Raw genomic sequence first — 15600 nt, 5'->3', positions numbered from 1 at the left:
GGCTACGAAGGTAGTTTCAACAGCCGACTCAGAGCGGTAAGCGACAAAGTTGGGGGATCATAACCAAGCACGGCCGCCACAGCCAAGCATGGCGGCTGAACGGTGTCGTTGCGCCATCGACCGGTTGGGTGACTTTATCGCCGGCAAGTGCCCGCGGCGCGGGCGCTTTCAGAAACGGATGCGGCCGGTAAGGGCGTCCTTGAGCATGACCCAGTCACCCATCAGGCTGTAGAGCGGGTATTGAAACGTCGCCGGCCGGTTCTTCTCGAAGACGAAGTGACCGACCCAGGCGAACCCGTAACCGGCCAGCGGCACCGCCAGTAACCACAGCCACTGCCCGCTGCCGATGGCATAGGCGATGATCGCCAGAACTAGCAGGCTGCCGACGTAATGCAGGCGCCGGCAGGTGTCGTTGCTGTGCTCCTGCAGGTAGTAGGGGTAGAACTCGGCGAAGCTGGTGTAGCGATCGCTGGTTTGAGTGGCCATGGCATGCCTCCGGGTCGGTCGTTGGCCAGCGGGCGGATGGTCGCTGGCGATGCCTGCAGTCTAGTTGTCGAGGCCTGCTGGGCCAGTGACATTAGGTGCCAGTTTAGTATCCTTGGGCCGCCACGCCGCGCTAAGTGGCCTATCGCTGACTCGAACAAGAAGCCGCCATGAGCGAACGTACCACCTCGTCGAACTGGGCCCTGGGCATCGCCCAGGCATTGGAAATGGGCGGCGTTGACTGCCGGTCGATCTTTGCCGAACTGGGCCTCGATTACCTCGCACTGGAAGATCCCGATGCACGCTTTCCCCAGGACGGCATGACGCGCCTGTGGCAGCGCGCGGTCGAGCTGTCGGGCAACCCGGCGATTGGCTTGAACATGGCCAAGGTAGTGCGCCCGGCCTCGTTTCACGTGGTGGGTTATGCGCTGATGTCCAGCCGCACGCTGAAGGAGGGCTTTGCCCGCCTGGTTCGCTATCAGCGCATCATTGGCGAGGGCGCGGACCTGAGCTTTCGCGCCACGCCGTCGGGCTACGAGCTGGTTCTGGCGATTCACGGCGATCGGCTGCCGCCCGCCCGGCAAAGCATCGAGGCGTCGCTGGCGTATGCCCTGGCATTCTGCCGCTGGATGACCGGCAAGCCGATCCGCCCGCAGCAGATATTGTTCCAAGGCCCACCGCCGGCCGATCTCGAACCGTTCCAGCAGGTCTTTCAGGCGCCGCTGAAGTTCAACGCAGCCTATTACGCGCTGGTGTTCGATCGCGCCGAGATGGAGATGTCACTGCCGACCGCCAATGAATCGCTGGCCCAGCTGCATGACCGCTTTGCCGGCGAGTATCTGGCGCGTTTTTCGGAAAGTCGGGTGACACATCAGGCGCGCCAGGTGATGTGCCGCCTGCTGCCCCAGGGCGAACCCAAGCGCGAGACAGTGGCGCAGGCGTTGCACCTCTCGCAACGTACGCTGCAACGCCGCTTGCAGGATGAAGGCACCAGTTTCCAGCACCTGCTTGACGATACGCGCCGCGAGCTTGCTGAACAGTACTTGGCGCAGCCCAAGCTGACCTTGCTGGAGGTGGCTTATCTATTGGGCTTTGCTGACCCGAGCAACTTCTTCCGCGCATTCCGCCGCTGGTTTTCGATCACCCCGAGCGAATACCGCGCGCGCCTTTAGCGGTGCCCCGACCAGCCAGAGCATCGCTGGCGCGATCAATGCCGCCAGAAGGCCGGCATCAGCAACACCAGTACCGTGAGGATTTCCAGGCGGCCCAGCAACATGCCGAGGGTAAGCAGCCATTTGGCCATGTCCGGCAGGCTGGAGAAGTTGCCGGCCGGACCGATGATCGGGCCCATGCCCGGTCCCACGCCGGAAACCGTGCTGGCTGCGCCACTCAGCGCGGTGATCCAGTCCAGGCCGCACAGGGTGAGGCCCAGGGCGAGCATGGCGATGGTGATGGTGAAGAAGAACGAAAAGGTCAGGATCGAGCGAACGATGTCTTCGTCCAGACGATGGCGGTTGTACTGCTGCTTGATCACCGCGCGCGGGTGCACCAGTTGCAGCAGGTTGGCCTTGAGCAGGATGTAGGCGACCTGAAAGCGGAAGATCTTCAGCCCGCCGGCGGTCGAGCCCGAGCAGCCGCCGATGAAACCCAGATAGAAGAACAGCATGCCGGAGAAACCGCCCCACAGCGTGTAGTCGCCCAGGGCGAAGCCGGTGGTGGTGAGGATCGAGGTGCTGTTGACCGCCACGTGGCGCAACGCTTCAGCCCAGTGCAGGTCGGTGCTGTAGCAGTACCAGGCGCCCAGTACTATCCATACGCTGAACAGGATGCCGAGAAACCCGCGCACCTGCTGGTCCTTGATCAGTGCGCGAAAGTTGCCGCGCAAGGTCGAGACATAGAGCACGAAGGGCAGGCTGCCGAGAATCATCAGCACCACCGCCACCCAGTGAACGGCAGGTTGGGTCCAGTTGCCCAGGGACTGGTCGGACGTGGAGAACCCGCCCGTGGCGATTGCCGACATGGTGTGGTTGATCGAGTCGAACAGCCCCATTCCCGCCAGGTTGAACGCCAGTACGCCGAGCAGGCTCATGCCGACATAGGCGGCGACCATGTATTTGGCCACCATGTGCGAGCGCGGCATGACCTTGTCCGAGCGATCCGAGGATTCGGTCTGGAACAGGCGCATCCCCCCGATTCGCAGCATCGGCAGAATCGCCACCGCCATGGCGATAAAGCCGATACCGCCAAGCCAGTGCAGCAGCGAGCGCCAGATCAGGATGCCGGGCGACATCTCGTCCAGGCCGATGAGCACGGTGGCACCGGTGGCGGTAATCCCCGACATGCTCTCGAATATCGCGTCGGCCAGGCCCATGCGCTGGGTGAGCATGAATGGAATGGACGCGAAGATGCACACCAGTACCCAGCTGGACACTGTCAGCAGGTACATGTCCCGAGGACGCAGCTGAACGTCCAGCGGGCGACCCTGGGCGATCATGCTGATGCCGGCGACGAAGGTGATCAGGCTCGACCAGAGAAACGAGTTGAGCTCATGGGCGCGGTCGAACAGCACCAGTGTGAGCATCGGTACGGCCATGCTGATGGCCAACGTCACCAGGAAAATGCCGTTGATAAAGGCGATGGTTCTCAGGGTCGACCAAGCCATTAAGTGGGCTTCCGCGGAAAAAGTGCTGCCATTCTAAAAGCATCTGCGTGTCAGCCGTAAGGGCGGCCGAAAAATCGCTGGGCGTGCAGGTGATCAGTGCTTCCAGAAGGCCGGGGTGATGACCACCAGAACGGTGAGGATTTCCAGGCGGCCGAGCAGCATGCCGATGGTCAGCAACCATTTGGCGGCATCCGGCAGGCTGGAAAAGTTGCCAGCCGGACCGATGATTGGGTCGAGACCAGGCCCGACGTTGCACACGGCGGTGGCTGCACCGGTCAGCGCAGTCACCCAGTCCAGGCCGGTCAGCGTCAAGCCCAGGGCAATCACGCCGATGGTGATGGCGAAGAAGAAGGAAAAGGTGATCAGCGAGCGAACCACGTCCTCGTCAAGATTGTGGTTGTTGTATTGCTGCTTGATCACGGCGCGCGGGTGAACCAGCTGCTGCAGGTTGGCCTTGAGCAGTACATAGGCGACCTGGAAACGGAAGATCTTCAGGCCACCAGAGGTGGAGCCGGAGCAACCGCCGACGAATGTCAGGTAGAAGAACAGCAGAACCGCGAAGCTGCCCCAGGTGGTGTAGTCGCCCAGCGCGAAGCCCGTGGTGGTGACGACCGAGGTGACGTTGACTGCGACGATGCGAAATGCGTCCAGCCAGCTGTGATCGGAGTTGAGGTGCAGCCAGGTGCCGAATATCAGCCAGCTCACGAGTAGGAAGCCGATAAAGCCGCGAACTTGATGATCCCTCATCAGCACTCGGCGATTGCCCCGCATCGTCGCCACATACAGGGTGAACGGCAGGCTGCCGAGAATCATGAACAGTACCGCGACCCAGTGCACCGCTGGCTGGGACCAGTGGGCGAGGGAAGAGTCCGAAGTGGAAAATCCGCCGGTGGAGATCGAGGCCATGGCATGGTTGATGGCGTCGAAGGGGCTCATGCCCGCCAGCCAGAAGGCCAGGCCGCCGAGCAGGGTAAAGCCGGAATACACCAGCAGAATGTATTTGGCGGCCATATGCGATCGCGGCAGAACCTTCTCGCCCCAGTCCGAGGATTCGGTCTGGAACAGGCGCATGCCGCCAACCCGCAGCAGCGGCAGAATCGCCACCGCCATGCCGATAAAGCCGATGCCGCCCAGCCAGTGCAGCATCGAGCGCCAGATCAGCAAGCCCGGTGATGCGTTGTCCAGCCCGACCAGGACGGTCGAGCCGGTGGTGGTGACGCCGGACATGGTTTCAAAGAACGCGTCGGTGTAGCTGATGTGCTGAATCAGCACCATCGGTAAGGCGGCGAAGGTGCAGACGATCAACCAGCTGGCGGTGGTCAGCAAATACATGTCACGCGGGCGCAGCTGGGCATCAGCAGGGCGGCCGGGAGCAATTAGCGCGAGGCCGGCGATCAGGGTGGTCAAGCTTGACCAGAGAAAGGCGTCCAGATCGTCATTGCGCTCGAATATCACCAGGGTCAGCAGGGGAATGACCATGCTGACGGCAAGGGTGATCAGAAAGATGCCAAGAATGAAGCCGATGATGCGCAGCGTCGAAAAAGCCATGAACGGGCTCGAAGTGGGACGGCGAGGCGCGCCATTCTACTCGCGCTGAAACGGCTGTAAACCGGCTATTACAGGTGCCATGCAGCGGTGAAAATCGAGCCGTTGAGCAGAGCATCATCCGGCGCTTTACAAGCGCATGGCGCAGCATAGAATAGCCGCCAGGTGCCGGCCCTTGCCGGTTTCTGAGCCCTCTAAATCATGTCGAACGCTAATCCTTGCCTTACGTGTGGCGCCTGCTGCGCGCATTTTCGTGTGTCTTTCTTCTGGGGTGAATGCCAGTCGGCCGGCGGAACCGTGCCCGACGAGCAGGTGGTGCTGATCACCCCGCATCGGGTCGCCATGCGCGGCACCGAGTACAAGCCTACCCGCTGCGTTGCCTTGCTAGGCGAAGTGGGTGACGTCGTACGTTGCACGCTGTACGAACAGCGCGCCAGCCCCTGCCGTGAGTTCGAGGCGTCGTGGGTGGACGGCCAGCACAACCCGCGTTGCGATGAAGCGCGGAAGGCGCATGGGTTACCGCCCCTGACCCCGCCGATACAGCCGAGCCTGTCGCCCGACCGGGTCGCCTAGCCGGGCCCCTAAAGGCACGCTGCCGTGCGGTTTTTTCTCCAGGGGATTGGCCTCGGCCGCTAGAATTGGCTTTTGCTTATTTCAGGAGAAGATCAATGGATGCGCTCGACGGCCTGCTGAATCGGGTTTCCGTACCGCGCCTGCGTGAACCTGCGCCGGATATCGCCCAGCGCGAGCTGCTGTTTCGCGCCGCGTTGCGCGCACCGGACCACGGGCAATTGCGGCCATGGCGCTTTCTCACGATCGAAGGCGCGGCGCGCGAGCAATTGGGCGAGCTGTTCGTCGAAGCCCTGGCAGGCGCCAGCAGCGAGCCGCTCAGCGATGAAGCGCAGGCCAAGGCTCGGGCCATGCCGTTACGGGCGCCGTTGCTGGTGGTGGTGATCGCCCGTGTGCACGCGAATGGCAAGGTGCCCGCGCAGGAGCAGGTGATTGCAGCCGGCTGTGCGGCGCACGGTATTCTGCTGGCTGCCCATGCGCAGGGCATCGGCGCGGTCTGGCGCACCGGCGAGCTGGCCTACAACACGCTGGTTGGCAGCCGGCTTGGCTTGAGCGAGGCCGAGCAGATCATCGGGTTTTTGTACCTGGGCACGCCTGAGCGCGAGTTACGGACGCCGCCGCAATTGCAGGTCGCCGACTTCGTCACTGCCTGGCCCGCAGCCTAGACACGCCGCGCCGTCTAGACGTCGGCGCCATCCTTGATCGGTAAAATCAGGCGGGCCGTGAAGCCGCCTGCCGGATCATTGCTGACTTCCAGGCGTCCGCCGTGGCGTTCCGCGGCCCTGCGGGCGATGGCCAGGCCCAGGCCGTGGCCGGCGGTGGTCTGCCCCGGCGCGCGAAAAAACGGCTCGCCCAGGCGCGCGAGGTGCTCCGGCGCCACGCCGACGCCATGGTCACGTACGCTCAGGCACAACTCCCCCGGTCGCCGCACGGCACTGAGGCTGATGGGGTAACCGGGCGGGTTGAACCGCAGGGCATTGCGCAGCAAGTTTTCCAGGGCCCGCTGCAGCATTTCTGGCCAGCCGTTGAAGCTGAGCCCGGCTGCAATGCGGACGTTGATCTGTTGTTCGGGCGCATCCAGGCGCGCGTCGTCCTGCAGTTTGTGCAGGAGCGCCACTAGGTCGATGGGTTTCGCGGCGCCGCTGTCGGCATCAAGGCGGGCGAGGGCGAGGATTTCACTGATCAACGCTTCCAGCCGATCGCATTCCTTGTTCAGTCGCGGCCAGAGCTTTTCCCGCTCAGCAGGCTCGGCGCGCTCGGCCAGGGCCAGGGCGATGCGCAAGCGGGCCAGCGGCGAACGCAGTTCATGGGACACATCGCGCAACAGCTGGCGCTGGCTGCTGATCAGCCCTTGCAAGCGGGCACCCATACGGTTGAAGTCGCTGGCCAGCACACCCAGTTCGTCACGCCGCCCCGCCAGGCGGGTCAGGCTGTGTTGCTGATAGGCGGTTTGCCCAAGATCGTGCACCGCGCCCCGCAGGCGATCCAGCGGGCGGGTGATGGAAAGCGTGAGCAGCAGGCTGAGCAAGGTCAGTACCACCAGGGCGATTCCCAGCGCGCTCAACGGCCAGAGCAGGCTGTCGCGATGCCAGGCGGCAAGCTCAGGGTGCGGGATGCGGTAAATGAACAGGTAGGTTTCGCCACTTTCCGCACTGCGGAAATCGGCATTAAGGCGGCGCCAGGGCAGGCGCTTGCGGTGTTCTTCACGCGCTTCGAAGGCGGCCGCGCGGGGCGGGAAGGTGCCGCTGACCAGGGGTTGGCCATTGTCGCCAAGCACCTGCACGTTGATCCGGAACTGCTTTTTACGCTGCTCGAGAAACGCCTGGGCGGCTTGGGCGCCCTGGTGTTCGTAACGCTGCGTCCATTCTTCGGCCAGGCCGTCGACGGCCGGATGCTGACTGAGAATCCAGGCGTCCTGATTCAACGCCCGGCCCAGTAGCAGCGAGAGCCCGGCGACCAGGGCGATGGCTAGCCAAAAGCTGGCAAAAATCCGCCAGAACAGTGATCGCACGGTACCTCCTTGTTAACAGACCTTGCCATCGAACCGCTGGGCGATGGCAAGGGTGGACGGTTGATATCAGCTCTTGCGGGCCTGCTCCGCTTTCCAGGCCTCGAGTGCTTGCCGTTCGGCGCGACGTTCCTGCATTTTCTTCAGTTGCTCGTCGAAGGCTTTCTGCTGCTCGGGGTTGAGCAGGGCGCGGATACTCGCGTGCTGCTTTTCCTTGGCCGCTTTCAGCTCGTCCTGCATGGCCTTCTGCTCGGCCGCCGGGAGTTTTTCCAGGTAGCGCTGAGTGATGTCATGGCGGTCTTTCATTTGATCGCCCATCAGTTTACGTATTTCGCGGTGCTGCTCTTTGCTCAGGTCGAGTTCCTTGAACATCCGGTAGCCATGATCGCCGTGGTGGCCGCCGAGGCGTGAGCCACCTTCGGGCATCGCCATGGCGAGGGTCGGCAGCGTCAATGCGAGCAGCAGGGCGGTGAGGGTAGTGCGCATGGTATGTCTCCTTGTCTGAGGCCGGTCAGCGCCGGATGTGCCCAGCTTAGGGCCGTCAAGGTCAAAGACGGTCAGGCAAGGGTAAAGCTTGGGTAAAGAGAATGTCGGTGGCATGGCTGTGCGGTTCAATGGAGGCTGTTCAACCACTGTAGTAATAGCCGCGGCCGCGCAGGGCGAGAATGCGTGGCCGCCCGTCTGGATGGGGCCCGAGCTTCTTGCGCAGGTTGCTGACGTGCATGTCCAGGCTGCGATCGTAAAGCGTCAACTTGCGACCCAGCGCCAGTTGCGCCAGCACCTGTTTGTCCACCGGCTCGCCCGGCTGATGCAGCAAGGCTTCCAGCACGCGGCTTTCCGACAGGGTCAGGATCACTTCCTGCTCGCCGATGCTGACCACGCCTCGCGCCGGGCTGAAACACAGATCGCCCAGCTGCGACTGTCCCGTCACTGGAACTGTAGTGCTGCGGCGCAACACCGCGCGCAAGCGGGCGGTCAGTTCACGGGGGTCGCAGGGTTTGGCCAGGTAATCGTCCGCGCCCAGTTCCAGGCCGATGATCCGATCCAGCGGCTCGCCGCGTGCCGAGAGCATCAGCACCGGCAGTTCGGGGTGATCGCTGCGCAGCTGCTTGAGCAGTTCGAGGCCGCTGCCGTCGGGCAGCATCACGTCCAGTACCACTGCATCCGGAGTGTGATGCGCCAGGGCGCGGCGAGCGCTCAGGCCGTCATGGCAGGCGCTGACCTGAAAGCCTTCCTGGGTCAGCCAGTTGGCCAGCAGGTCGCACAGCTCGACATCGTCATCGATTAACAGCAAGGCGCTCATATAAAAGCATTCATAAATGGTTCAATTCAGCCATTCGCGGCGCGAGCGACGACCGCCGCGTAATAACGCTCCGATGATAACACCCAGCAGGCTGGCCCCGGCGCCAATGGCGAACCACAGCTGCTGCTCGCTCACCAGGCGCTCGGGCGCAGCGGCCAGGGCTTCTTTCAAGCGCAGCTTGAGCCGCTGGTTTTCCTGCCGCAGGCGCTGCAGCTGAACGCTATCGCGCTCGCCATCGTCGGCTTGCGATTGGGTAACTGGGGTGGCGGGCAGCTGCACGTCGGCAACCGGTTGCGGCTGTGGCGCTGGCGGCGCGATATCGGCCTGGGGCGATGGCGGCGTAACCGCTGGTTGCGGCGGGCTTTGCTCCGCGCTTGCATGATAGGGCGACAACAACAGCGCAATTAGCAACAACGACGGGCCTGGACGCATCGGAACTCCTATTTTTCTGATTGTTATTGTTGAGCAGCGTTGTCACGAGGTTTTCAGGGTTACGGCAGGACCAGCTTGAACGGCTTGACCACGACCGAGGCATACACCCCGGCGGCGCGGTAAGGGTCGGCATCGGCCCAGGTCTGTGCGGCGCTCAGCGATTCGAACTCGGCCACGATCAGGCTACCGGAAAAGCCCGCAGTGCCTGGATCGATGCTGTCGACGGCCGGATGGGGGCCGGCGAGAACCAGGCGGCCCTGGTTTTTCAACTGTCCCAGCCGCTCCAGATGAGCAGGGCGCGCAGCCAGGCGCTTTTCCAGGGAGTTGGCGACGTCGGTGGCAATGATGGCGTAGAGCATCTCAATCCTTATTGAGTCTTTGATGGGCGAGCTGTCGCGCAGAAAAGCAGTACGGCCGGGCAAAGTCGAGGAATTGTTACGCGACGGCAGCGGGAAATCGCAGGTGGCGGCATAATAACAAACATAAATGACTCGGAAAGCGGCCCTTATGGATGTTGATTTGCACTGTCACAGCACTGCTTCGGACGGCGCCCTAGCGCCTGCCGTGGTGGTGGCGCGCGCCCATGAGCGCGGCGTGAGGCTGCTGGCGTTGACCGACCACGATACCCTTGAAGGCATCGAAGAAGCGCGGGTCGCCGCCATGGCCCTGGGCATGGATCTGGTCAACGGCATCGAGCTGTCCTGCACCTGGGGTGGCGCAACCATTCATGTGCTCGGTTATGCCTTCGCAGCCGATTCGCCGGCCCTGCGCCAGTCGATTGCCGAACTGCACGAGGGGCGCTGGCTGCGTGCGGTGGAAATCGGCAAACGCTTAGAAGCCAAGGGCATGCCAGGCGCGATGGACGGTGCGCGGGCGGTGCAGCAGGAACTGGGCGATAGCGGCAACGCACCGGCGCGGCCGCATTTTGCCGAGTTCCTTGTGCGCGCCGGCCACGTCAAGGACCGCGCCGAAGCGTTCCGCAAGTGGCTGGGCTCGGGCAAGCTCGGCGATGTCAAACAGCACTGGCCAACGCTGGAGCAGGCGGTCGCGACCCTGGAACAGGCGGGCGCCTGGATCAGCCTGGCGCACCCGTGGCAGTACGACTTTACTCGTAGCAAGCGTCGCAAGCTGATTGCCGATTTCGTCCAGGCCGGTGGCCATGCGCTGGAAGTGGTCAATGGCATGCAACCGGCCGAGCAGGTCGGGGGATTGGCGATCCTGGCGCGGGAATTCGGTCTGCTGGCGAGCGTCGGCAGTGATTTTCATGCACCGGGTGACTGGTCGGAATTGGGCATGTATCGCCCATTACCCGAGGATCTGTCACCCCTTTGGACGCGTTTTCAGCATGTCCAGCAGCCTACTGCAACCTGAACAGGGATTGAGCGTGAGTCAATTTTTCCAGATTCATCCGGAAAACCCGCAGCTGCGTCTGATAAAGCAGGCAGTCGAAATCATCCGGGCCGGCGGTGTGGTGGTTTACCCTACGGACTCTTCCTACGCGGTCGGTTGCCATATCGGCGACAAGAACGCGGTGGAGCGGATTCGCCGGCTGCGCCAGCTGGACGACAAGCACAACTTCACTCTGGTGTGCCGCGATCTGTCGCAGCTCAGCTCGTTCGCCAAGGTCGATACCGCTGCCTTCCGCTTGTTGAAGACCCACACGCCCGGCCCGTACACCTTCATCCTCAACGCCACCCGCGAAGTGCCGCGCATGCTGCTGCACCCCAAGCGCCGCAGTATCGGTTTGCGTGTACCCAGTCACCCGATCGCCATGGCCCTGCTCGAAGAGTTCGGCGAGCCGCTGATGAGCGTCAGCTTGATCATGCCAGGTGAGGCCTTGCCGATGAGCGATCCCTATGAAATGCGTCAGTTGCTCGAGCATCAGGTCGACCTGATCATCGACGGCGGTTTTGGCGGCCTGGAAGCCTCTACCGTGGTCAGTCTGGTCGACGACGAGCCGCAGGTGATTCGGGTTGGTTGTGGCGATGCGTCGCCTTTTTCCAATCAGGCCTAGTCGGCGCGCCCCACGCCCTGGCTATAATCGGCCCCTGTCGATTCATTTAGGTAAACCCCGTTGAGCCTTGTTGACCCTGCGCGCCGCGTGCTCTCCGGCATGCGCCCCAGCGGCCAGTTGCACATTGGCCATTACCACGGCGTGCTGAAGAACTGGATCAGGTTGCAGCACACCTACGAATGCTTTTTCTGCATTGTCGATTGGCACGCGCTGACCACCGATTACGCCGAAGTCGGGCAGATTTCCGAAAACGTCATGGACATGGCCGTGGATTGGCTGGCCGCCGGCGTCAGTCCCAGTTCGGCAACGCTGTTCATCCAGTCCCAGGTGCCGGAACACGCCGAGCTTCATCTGCTGCTTTCGATGATCTGCCCGGTCAGCTGGCTGGAGCGGGTGCCATCCTATAAAGAGCAGCAGGAGCAGGCCCATGGCAAGGACCTCGGCACCTTCGGCTTTCTCGGTTACCCCTTGTTGCAGGCCGCCGATATCCTGATCTACCGCGCCGGCGTGGTACCGGTCGGCGGTGACCAGCTGGCGCATATCGAATTCGCCCGGGAAGTCGCCCGGCGTTTCAACCACCTGTACGGACGCGAGCCTGGTTTCGAGAGCAAGGCGGAAGCGGCCATCGTCAAGCTGGGCAAGAAAACTGCCGCGCTCTATACCAATTTGCGCCGGGCGTTTCAGGAGCAAGGCGATGTCGAGGCGCTGGAAACCGCGCGGGCGCTGCTGAAGGATCAGCAGACGATTACCCTGGGCGACAAGGAGCGCCTGTTTGGTTACCTGGAGGGGGGCGGCAAGGTCTTGCTGCCTGAACCGCAGCCGCTGCTCGGCGAGGCGCCGAAGATTCTCGGGCTGGACGGTCGCAAGATGGCCAAGTCCAACCACAACGCGATCTTCCTGCGAGACCGGCCTGACGACATCGAGGAAAAGATCAAGCGGATGCCCACTGACCCGGCCCGGGTTCATCGCACCGATCCAGGCGAGCCGCAGCGCTGCCCGGTGTGGTCGCTGCACCAGCTGTATTCCAGCGAGCAGACCCGCGCCTGGGCCGAGGAGGGTTGCCGCAGCGCAGGCATCGGCTGCCTGGAGTGCAAGGCGCCGCTGATCGAAGCAGTGCAGCAGGAGCTGATTCCGTTGCAGGCCCGCGCGGCCGATTATCAGGACAACCCCGATTTGGTGCGGCGCATTCTCGCCGAAGGCGCCGAGCATGCTCGCGTCGAAGCGCGCGAAACCCTGACCGAGGTGCGACATGCCTTGGGCCTGAACTACCGCTGAGCCAGGCCGAGACCTTTATGGAAAATCCATCGCCCGCCGATGTTGCCGACAGCCAGGCCAATGCCCAGCAGGAGCTGCCGTTTGCCCTCGTCTATGGTCAGGCAGTTACCGAAATGCCGCTGGACCTGTACATCCCACCGGATGCTCTAGAGGTTTTTCTCGAGGCGTTTGAAGGCCCGCTGGACCTGCTGCTTTACCTGATTCGCAAACAGAATATCGACGTACTGGATATTCCCGTTGCCGAAATTACCCGCCAGTACATGGGCTACGTCGAGCTGATGCAGTCGGTGCGGCTGGAGCTTGCCGCCGAATACCTGGTCATGGCGGCGATGCTCGCGGAAATCAAATCGCGCATGTTGCTGCCGCGTTCCAGCGAAGCCGAAGCCGAGGAAGACGATCCCCGCGCCGAATTGATTCGCCGCCTGCAGGAATACGAACGCTACAAGGCTGCTGCCGAAGGTATCGACCGCTTGCCGCGGGTGGGGCGCGATCACATCGTGCCGCGCCTGGACGCGCCGGAAGCGCGGGCGCGCAAGCTGCTGCCGGACGTCAGCCTGGAGGAACTGCTGCTGTCGATGGCCGAAGTGCTGCGCCGCGCCGACATGTTCGAAAGTCATCAGGTCACCCGCGAGGCCTTGTCTACCCGCGAGCGCATGAGCGAGGTGCTGGAGCGCCTCAAGGGCGGAGGCTTCGTTCCTTTCGTGGCGCTGTTTACCGCTGAAGAGGGGCGATTGGGGGTGGTGGTGACTTTCATGGCCGTGCTCGAACTGATCAAGGAATCCCTGGTCGAGCTGGTACAAACCGAGGCTTACGGGCCGATCCACTTGCGTGCGCGAGCCGAATAAGCATGAACCTGACCGAACCCCGCGAACTTGCGAGCCTGCTGGAGGCCTTTCTGCTCGCCTCGGGCAAGCCGCAATCCCTGGAGCGCCTGTACGAGTTGTTCGAAGACGGCGAGCGGCCCGAACCCGAGGTGTTCAAGAAAGCCCTGGAGCACTTGCGCAAGTCCTGCGACGGCCGCGCCTTCGAACTCAAGGAGGTCGCCTCCGGCTACCGCCTGCAGGTGCGTGAGCTGTATGCGCCCTGGGTGGGTCGTTTATGGGAGGAGCGGCCGCAGCGCTATTCGCGGGCGATGCTGGAAACCCTCGCGCTGATTGCCTATCGCCAGCCGATTACCCGTGGCGAGATCGAAGACGTGCGCGGCGTGGCGGTCAATAGCCACATCGTCAAGACGCTGCTCGAACGCGAGTGGATCCGCGTGGTCGGGTACCGCGACGTGCCCGGCAAACCGGCGATGTTCGCCACCACCAAGGCGTTTCTCGATCACTTCAACCTCAAGAGTCTCGATGAGCTGCCGCCGCTGGCTGCGCTACGCGAGTTGGAGCCGGAACCGCTGCTGGCCTTCGACGATGAGCTGGAAGCGCCGGCAGGCTTGCAGGCACGTGCTGATCTGGCGAACGCCGATGAGCCTGCGAACGAGCCGGGCGAGGAAACCAGTTTCAGCAGCTTGCTGGCCGAACTCGATTCGATGGAGCAGGGCTTGAAAACCGACTTCGATGATCTGCCCGAGCAGGACGCGGCGGTGCCTGCGGAGTCGGGTGAAGACGATTTAGCCGGCCGCTGACGGCAGCGGTTTCGGTTGGCGACACCTGGAGCGAGGCATCGACAGTTGAAAGATCCCTGCATCAAAGTATGCAAGTTCCAGCGCGATATCTGCCTGGGCTGCGGACGCAGTAAGGTGGAGATCAGGGCCTGGAAGAAACTCGACAAGCCCGAGCGTCGCGCGATATTGGCCGAGGCGGATATGCGCCTGCTGGCATTGGCCGCCACCGGGCGTCGCAAAGGCTGACGTCGGCCCGCCGAGCGGCTAGGCTCAAGGTGCTTATAGGCTCAAGGTGCTTAACAGCCGCGATTAGCGTATGCTCCGCGGCCCTTCGACGACCCGAGTCGTCCAATCACTAAAGAAAACACCGGGAGGTGCCCAGATGAGTGAATCCGAAGAATACAGCCCCGCAGGCGAGAAACTGCAGAAAGTCATGGCGCGTATGGGCCTGGCTTCGCGCCGCGAAATCGAAGGCTGGATCAGCGCAGGCCGGGTCAAGGTCAACGGCGCGGTCGCCAGCCTTGGTCAGCGCGTCGACCTGCATGACGCCATCGCCATTGATGGTCGCCTGGTCAAGCGTGAAGAAGCGGCCGAAAGCGTGCGCCGCGTCATTCTCTACAACAAGCCGGAAGGCGAGATCTGCACCCGCGACGACCCGGAAGGCCGGCCGACGGTGTTTGATCGCCTGCCGCGGCCAAAAGAAGGTCGCTGGATCAATATCGGCCGCCTCGACATCAACACCACCGGCCTGCTGATGTTCACCACCGACGGTGAATTGGCCAACCGCCTGATGCACCCGTCCTATCAGATGGACCGCGAATACGCGGTGCGCGTACGCGGCGAAGTTGATGAGGAGATGATCGAGCGGCTGAAAGCTGGCGTCATGCTCGAAGACGGCCCGGCAAAATTCACCGACATCAAGGAAGCGCCCGGCGGCGAAGGCTTCAACCACTGGTATCACTGCGTGGTGATGGAGGGTCGCAACCGCGAAGTGCGCCGGCTGTGGGAGTCCCAGGGGCTGGTGGTCAGCCGACTCAAGCGCGTGCGCTTCGGCCCGGTGTTCATGACCTCGGACCTGACCATGGGTCGCTGGCGCGAGATGAGCCAGCGCGAGGTCGATATCCTCAGCGAGGAAGTTGGTCTCAAGCCGGTGGCCCTGCCGGATATGAAAGAAAAGACCCGCGACAAGCTCGAGCGTCTGCAGCGCAAATCGGCCAAGCCGGTCGGTCGTGCCGAGCGTCCGGTGCGGACCCTGCGTCCTGCCCATGGCGGCGGCCAGGTGGACGGTGATCAAGGCCGTTCGCGTGCTCCCCGCAGCGAAGGGGCAGACCGCCCGGTGCGCACGCCCCGCGGCGAAGGTGGAGAACGTGGGCGCTCTGGCGGCGAAAATGGCGAACGCGGCTCTCGCACGCCGCGTCCGCCACGCGCGGACCAGGGTCGCAATCAGGTTGACAAAGGTACGCCGGTCGCTGATCGCCCACGTGACGTGAACAAGAAGCGCCCGGCCAAGCCAGCCGCGAAGCGGCCCGGGGTCGAACTGGCTGAACGCCCAGTCCGCAAGCCTGCCGGTGCGCCGGTGAAACGTCGCAGTCAACCAACGGGTGAAGGTCAGCGCCCAGGCTTTGGTCGCGGTAGCCGCAAGCCTGAATAACCGGTGGGCTGTGAAACAAAAAGGGACTCGAAAGAGTCCCTTTTTTATTGCCTC

The 15600-nt window shown here is 63.1% G+C and carries 17 protein-coding genes and 1 pseudogene; 10 read left to right on the top strand and 8 right to left on the bottom strand.

Annotation, left to right across the window (positions count from 1 at the left end):
- Positions 1-168: 168 nt before the first annotated feature.
- On the bottom strand, positions 169-486 hold the full coding sequence (locus ACX0MV_RS11500) for an Mpo1-like protein (RefSeq protein ID WP_458982639.1): 318 nt from the start codon (positions 484-486) through the stop codon (positions 169-171).
- Between the two features lie 167 nt (positions 487-653).
- Here ACX0MV_RS11500 and ACX0MV_RS11495 point away from each other — a divergent pair, with 167 nt between their 5' ends.
- Positions 654-1655, top strand: a complete 1002-nt coding sequence (locus ACX0MV_RS11495) for an AraC family transcriptional regulator (protein WP_458982638.1) — start codon at positions 654-656, stop codon at positions 1653-1655.
- Positions 1656-1690: 35 nt separating this feature from the next.
- On the opposite strand, the gene ACX0MV_RS11490 is transcribed toward ACX0MV_RS11495, so the two are convergent.
- Together ACX0MV_RS11490 and ACX0MV_RS11485 are read right to left on the bottom strand one after the other, a co-directional pair.
- Complete coding sequence (locus tag ACX0MV_RS11490; RefSeq protein ID WP_458982637.1) at positions 1691-3145, bottom strand: TrkH family potassium uptake protein; 1455 nt, start codon at positions 3143-3145, stop codon at positions 1691-1693.
- 93 nt (positions 3146-3238) lie between these two features.
- The gene (locus tag ACX0MV_RS11485; RefSeq protein ID WP_458982636.1) at positions 3239-4693 is read right to left on the bottom strand and encodes a TrkH family potassium uptake protein; all 1455 of its coding nucleotides are present in this window, start codon (positions 4691-4693) and stop codon (positions 3239-3241) included.
- Positions 4694-4891: 198 nt separating this feature from the next.
- Between ACX0MV_RS11485 and ACX0MV_RS11480 the strand changes: the two genes are divergently transcribed.
- Together ACX0MV_RS11480 and ACX0MV_RS11475 are read left to right on the top strand one after the other, a co-directional pair.
- Positions 4892-5263, top strand: a complete 372-nt coding sequence (locus ACX0MV_RS11480) for a YkgJ family cysteine cluster protein (protein ID WP_458982635.1) — start codon at positions 4892-4894, stop codon at positions 5261-5263.
- Between the two features lie 95 nt (positions 5264-5358).
- A complete protein-coding gene (locus tag ACX0MV_RS11475) occupies positions 5359-5925 on the top strand; it encodes a nitroreductase family protein (RefSeq protein WP_458982634.1) in 567 nt (188 codons plus the stop codon).
- 14 nt (positions 5926-5939) lie between these two features.
- On the opposite strand, the gene ACX0MV_RS11470 is transcribed toward ACX0MV_RS11475, so the two are convergent.
- The 5 genes from ACX0MV_RS11470 to ACX0MV_RS11450 form a co-directional block, all read right to left on the bottom strand.
- On the bottom strand, positions 5940-7271 hold the full coding sequence (locus tag ACX0MV_RS11470; protein WP_458982633.1) for a HAMP domain-containing sensor histidine kinase: 1332 nt from the start codon (positions 7269-7271) through the stop codon (positions 5940-5942).
- Positions 7272-7337: 66 nt separating this feature from the next.
- Positions 7338-7754, bottom strand: coding sequence for an LTXXQ domain protein (locus ACX0MV_RS11465; protein WP_458982632.1), 417 nt, complete (start codon positions 7752-7754; stop codon positions 7338-7340).
- A 139-nt stretch (positions 7755-7893) separates the two neighbouring features.
- Entirely contained in the window at positions 7894-8571 is a 678-nt protein-coding gene (locus ACX0MV_RS11460) for a response regulator transcription factor (RefSeq protein WP_458982631.1), read from the bottom strand.
- 21 nt (positions 8572-8592) lie between these two features.
- Complete coding sequence (locus tag ACX0MV_RS11455) at positions 8593-9003, bottom strand: SH3 domain-containing protein (RefSeq protein ID WP_458982630.1); 411 nt, start codon at positions 9001-9003, stop codon at positions 8593-8595.
- A gap of 59 nt (positions 9004-9062) precedes the next feature.
- Positions 9063-9362: a YciI family protein gene (locus ACX0MV_RS11450; RefSeq protein WP_458982629.1), complete on the bottom strand. Its 300-nt coding sequence runs from the start codon at positions 9360-9362 to the stop codon at positions 9063-9065.
- A 148-nt stretch (positions 9363-9510) separates the two neighbouring features.
- Between ACX0MV_RS11450 and ACX0MV_RS11445 the strand changes: the two genes are divergently transcribed.
- From ACX0MV_RS11445 to rluB, 7 genes and pseudogenes are all read left to right on the top strand, one after another.
- Positions 9511-10374 carry a PHP domain-containing protein gene (locus tag ACX0MV_RS11445; RefSeq protein WP_458982628.1) on the top strand — a complete coding sequence of 288 codons (864 nt, stop codon included), beginning with the start codon at positions 9511-9513 and terminating at the stop codon, positions 10372-10374.
- A gap of 13 nt (positions 10375-10387) precedes the next feature.
- Positions 10388-11017 carry an L-threonylcarbamoyladenylate synthase gene (locus ACX0MV_RS11440; protein ID WP_458982627.1) on the top strand — a complete coding sequence of 210 codons (630 nt, stop codon included), beginning with the start codon at positions 10388-10390 and terminating at the stop codon, positions 11015-11017.
- A 60-nt stretch (positions 11018-11077) separates the two neighbouring features.
- Positions 11078-12292, top strand: coding sequence for a tryptophan--tRNA ligase (locus ACX0MV_RS11435; RefSeq protein WP_458982626.1), 1215 nt, complete (start codon positions 11078-11080; stop codon positions 12290-12292).
- A 17-nt stretch (positions 12293-12309) separates the two neighbouring features.
- Positions 12310-13137 (top strand): segregation and condensation protein A, encoded by an 828-nt coding sequence (locus ACX0MV_RS11430; RefSeq protein ID WP_487247655.1) that lies wholly within the window; start codon positions 12310-12312, stop codon positions 13135-13137.
- A gap of 2 nt (positions 13138-13139) precedes the next feature.
- Positions 13140-13856, top strand: a pseudogene (scpB, locus tag ACX0MV_RS11425) (SMC-Scp complex subunit ScpB); the annotation flags it as partial.
- Positions 13857-13961: 105 nt separating this feature from the next.
- Complete coding sequence (locus ACX0MV_RS11420) at positions 13962-14141, top strand: DUF1289 domain-containing protein (protein WP_458982625.1); 180 nt, start codon at positions 13962-13964, stop codon at positions 14139-14141.
- A gap of 136 nt (positions 14142-14277) precedes the next feature.
- Entirely contained in the window at positions 14278-15546 is a 1269-nt protein-coding gene (rluB, locus tag ACX0MV_RS11415; protein ID WP_458982624.1) for a 23S rRNA pseudouridine(2605) synthase RluB, read from the top strand.
- Positions 15547-15600 lie beyond the last annotated feature (54 nt).

The sequence above is a fragment of the Pseudomonas cistanchae genome (assembly GCF_054483635.1).
This window is presented reverse-complemented; position numbering and strand designations above follow the sequence as displayed.

Excerpts from the sequence above, each read along its gene's own strand:
- rluB (WP_458982624.1), top strand. The coding sequence starts at position 14,278 with ATGAGTGAATCCGAAGAATACAGCCCCGCAGGCGAGAAACTGCAGAAA.
- ACX0MV_RS11430 (WP_487247655.1), top strand. The coding sequence starts at position 12,310 with ATGGAAAATCCATCGCCCGCCGATGTTGCCGACAGCCAGGCCAATGCC.
- ACX0MV_RS11485 (WP_458982636.1), bottom strand. The coding sequence starts at position 4,693 with ATGGCTTTTTCGACGCTGCGCATCATCGGCTTCATTCTTGGCATCTTT.
- ACX0MV_RS11460 (WP_458982631.1), bottom strand. The coding sequence starts at position 8,571 with ATGAGCGCCTTGCTGTTAATCGATGACGATGTCGAGCTGTGCGACCTG.
- ACX0MV_RS11490 (WP_458982637.1), bottom strand. The coding sequence starts at position 3,145 with ATGGCTTGGTCGACCCTGAGAACCATCGCCTTTATCAACGGCATTTTC.
- ACX0MV_RS11465 (WP_458982632.1), bottom strand. The coding sequence starts at position 7,754 with ATGCGCACTACCCTCACCGCCCTGCTGCTCGCATTGACGCTGCCGACC.
- ACX0MV_RS11480 (WP_458982635.1), top strand. The coding sequence starts at position 4,892 with ATGTCGAACGCTAATCCTTGCCTTACGTGTGGCGCCTGCTGCGCGCAT.
- ACX0MV_RS11475 (WP_458982634.1), top strand. The coding sequence starts at position 5,359 with ATGGATGCGCTCGACGGCCTGCTGAATCGGGTTTCCGTACCGCGCCTG.
- ACX0MV_RS11450 (WP_458982629.1), bottom strand. The coding sequence starts at position 9,362 with ATGCTCTACGCCATCATTGCCACCGACGTCGCCAACTCCCTGGAAAAG.
- ACX0MV_RS11445 (WP_458982628.1), top strand. The coding sequence starts at position 9,511 with ATGGATGTTGATTTGCACTGTCACAGCACTGCTTCGGACGGCGCCCTA.
- ACX0MV_RS11495 (WP_458982638.1), top strand. The coding sequence starts at position 654 with ATGAGCGAACGTACCACCTCGTCGAACTGGGCCCTGGGCATCGCCCAG.
- ACX0MV_RS11455 (WP_458982630.1), bottom strand. The coding sequence starts at position 9,003 with ATGCGTCCAGGCCCGTCGTTGTTGCTAATTGCGCTGTTGTTGTCGCCC.
- ACX0MV_RS11500 (WP_458982639.1), bottom strand. The coding sequence starts at position 486 with ATGGCCACTCAAACCAGCGATCGCTACACCAGCTTCGCCGAGTTCTAC.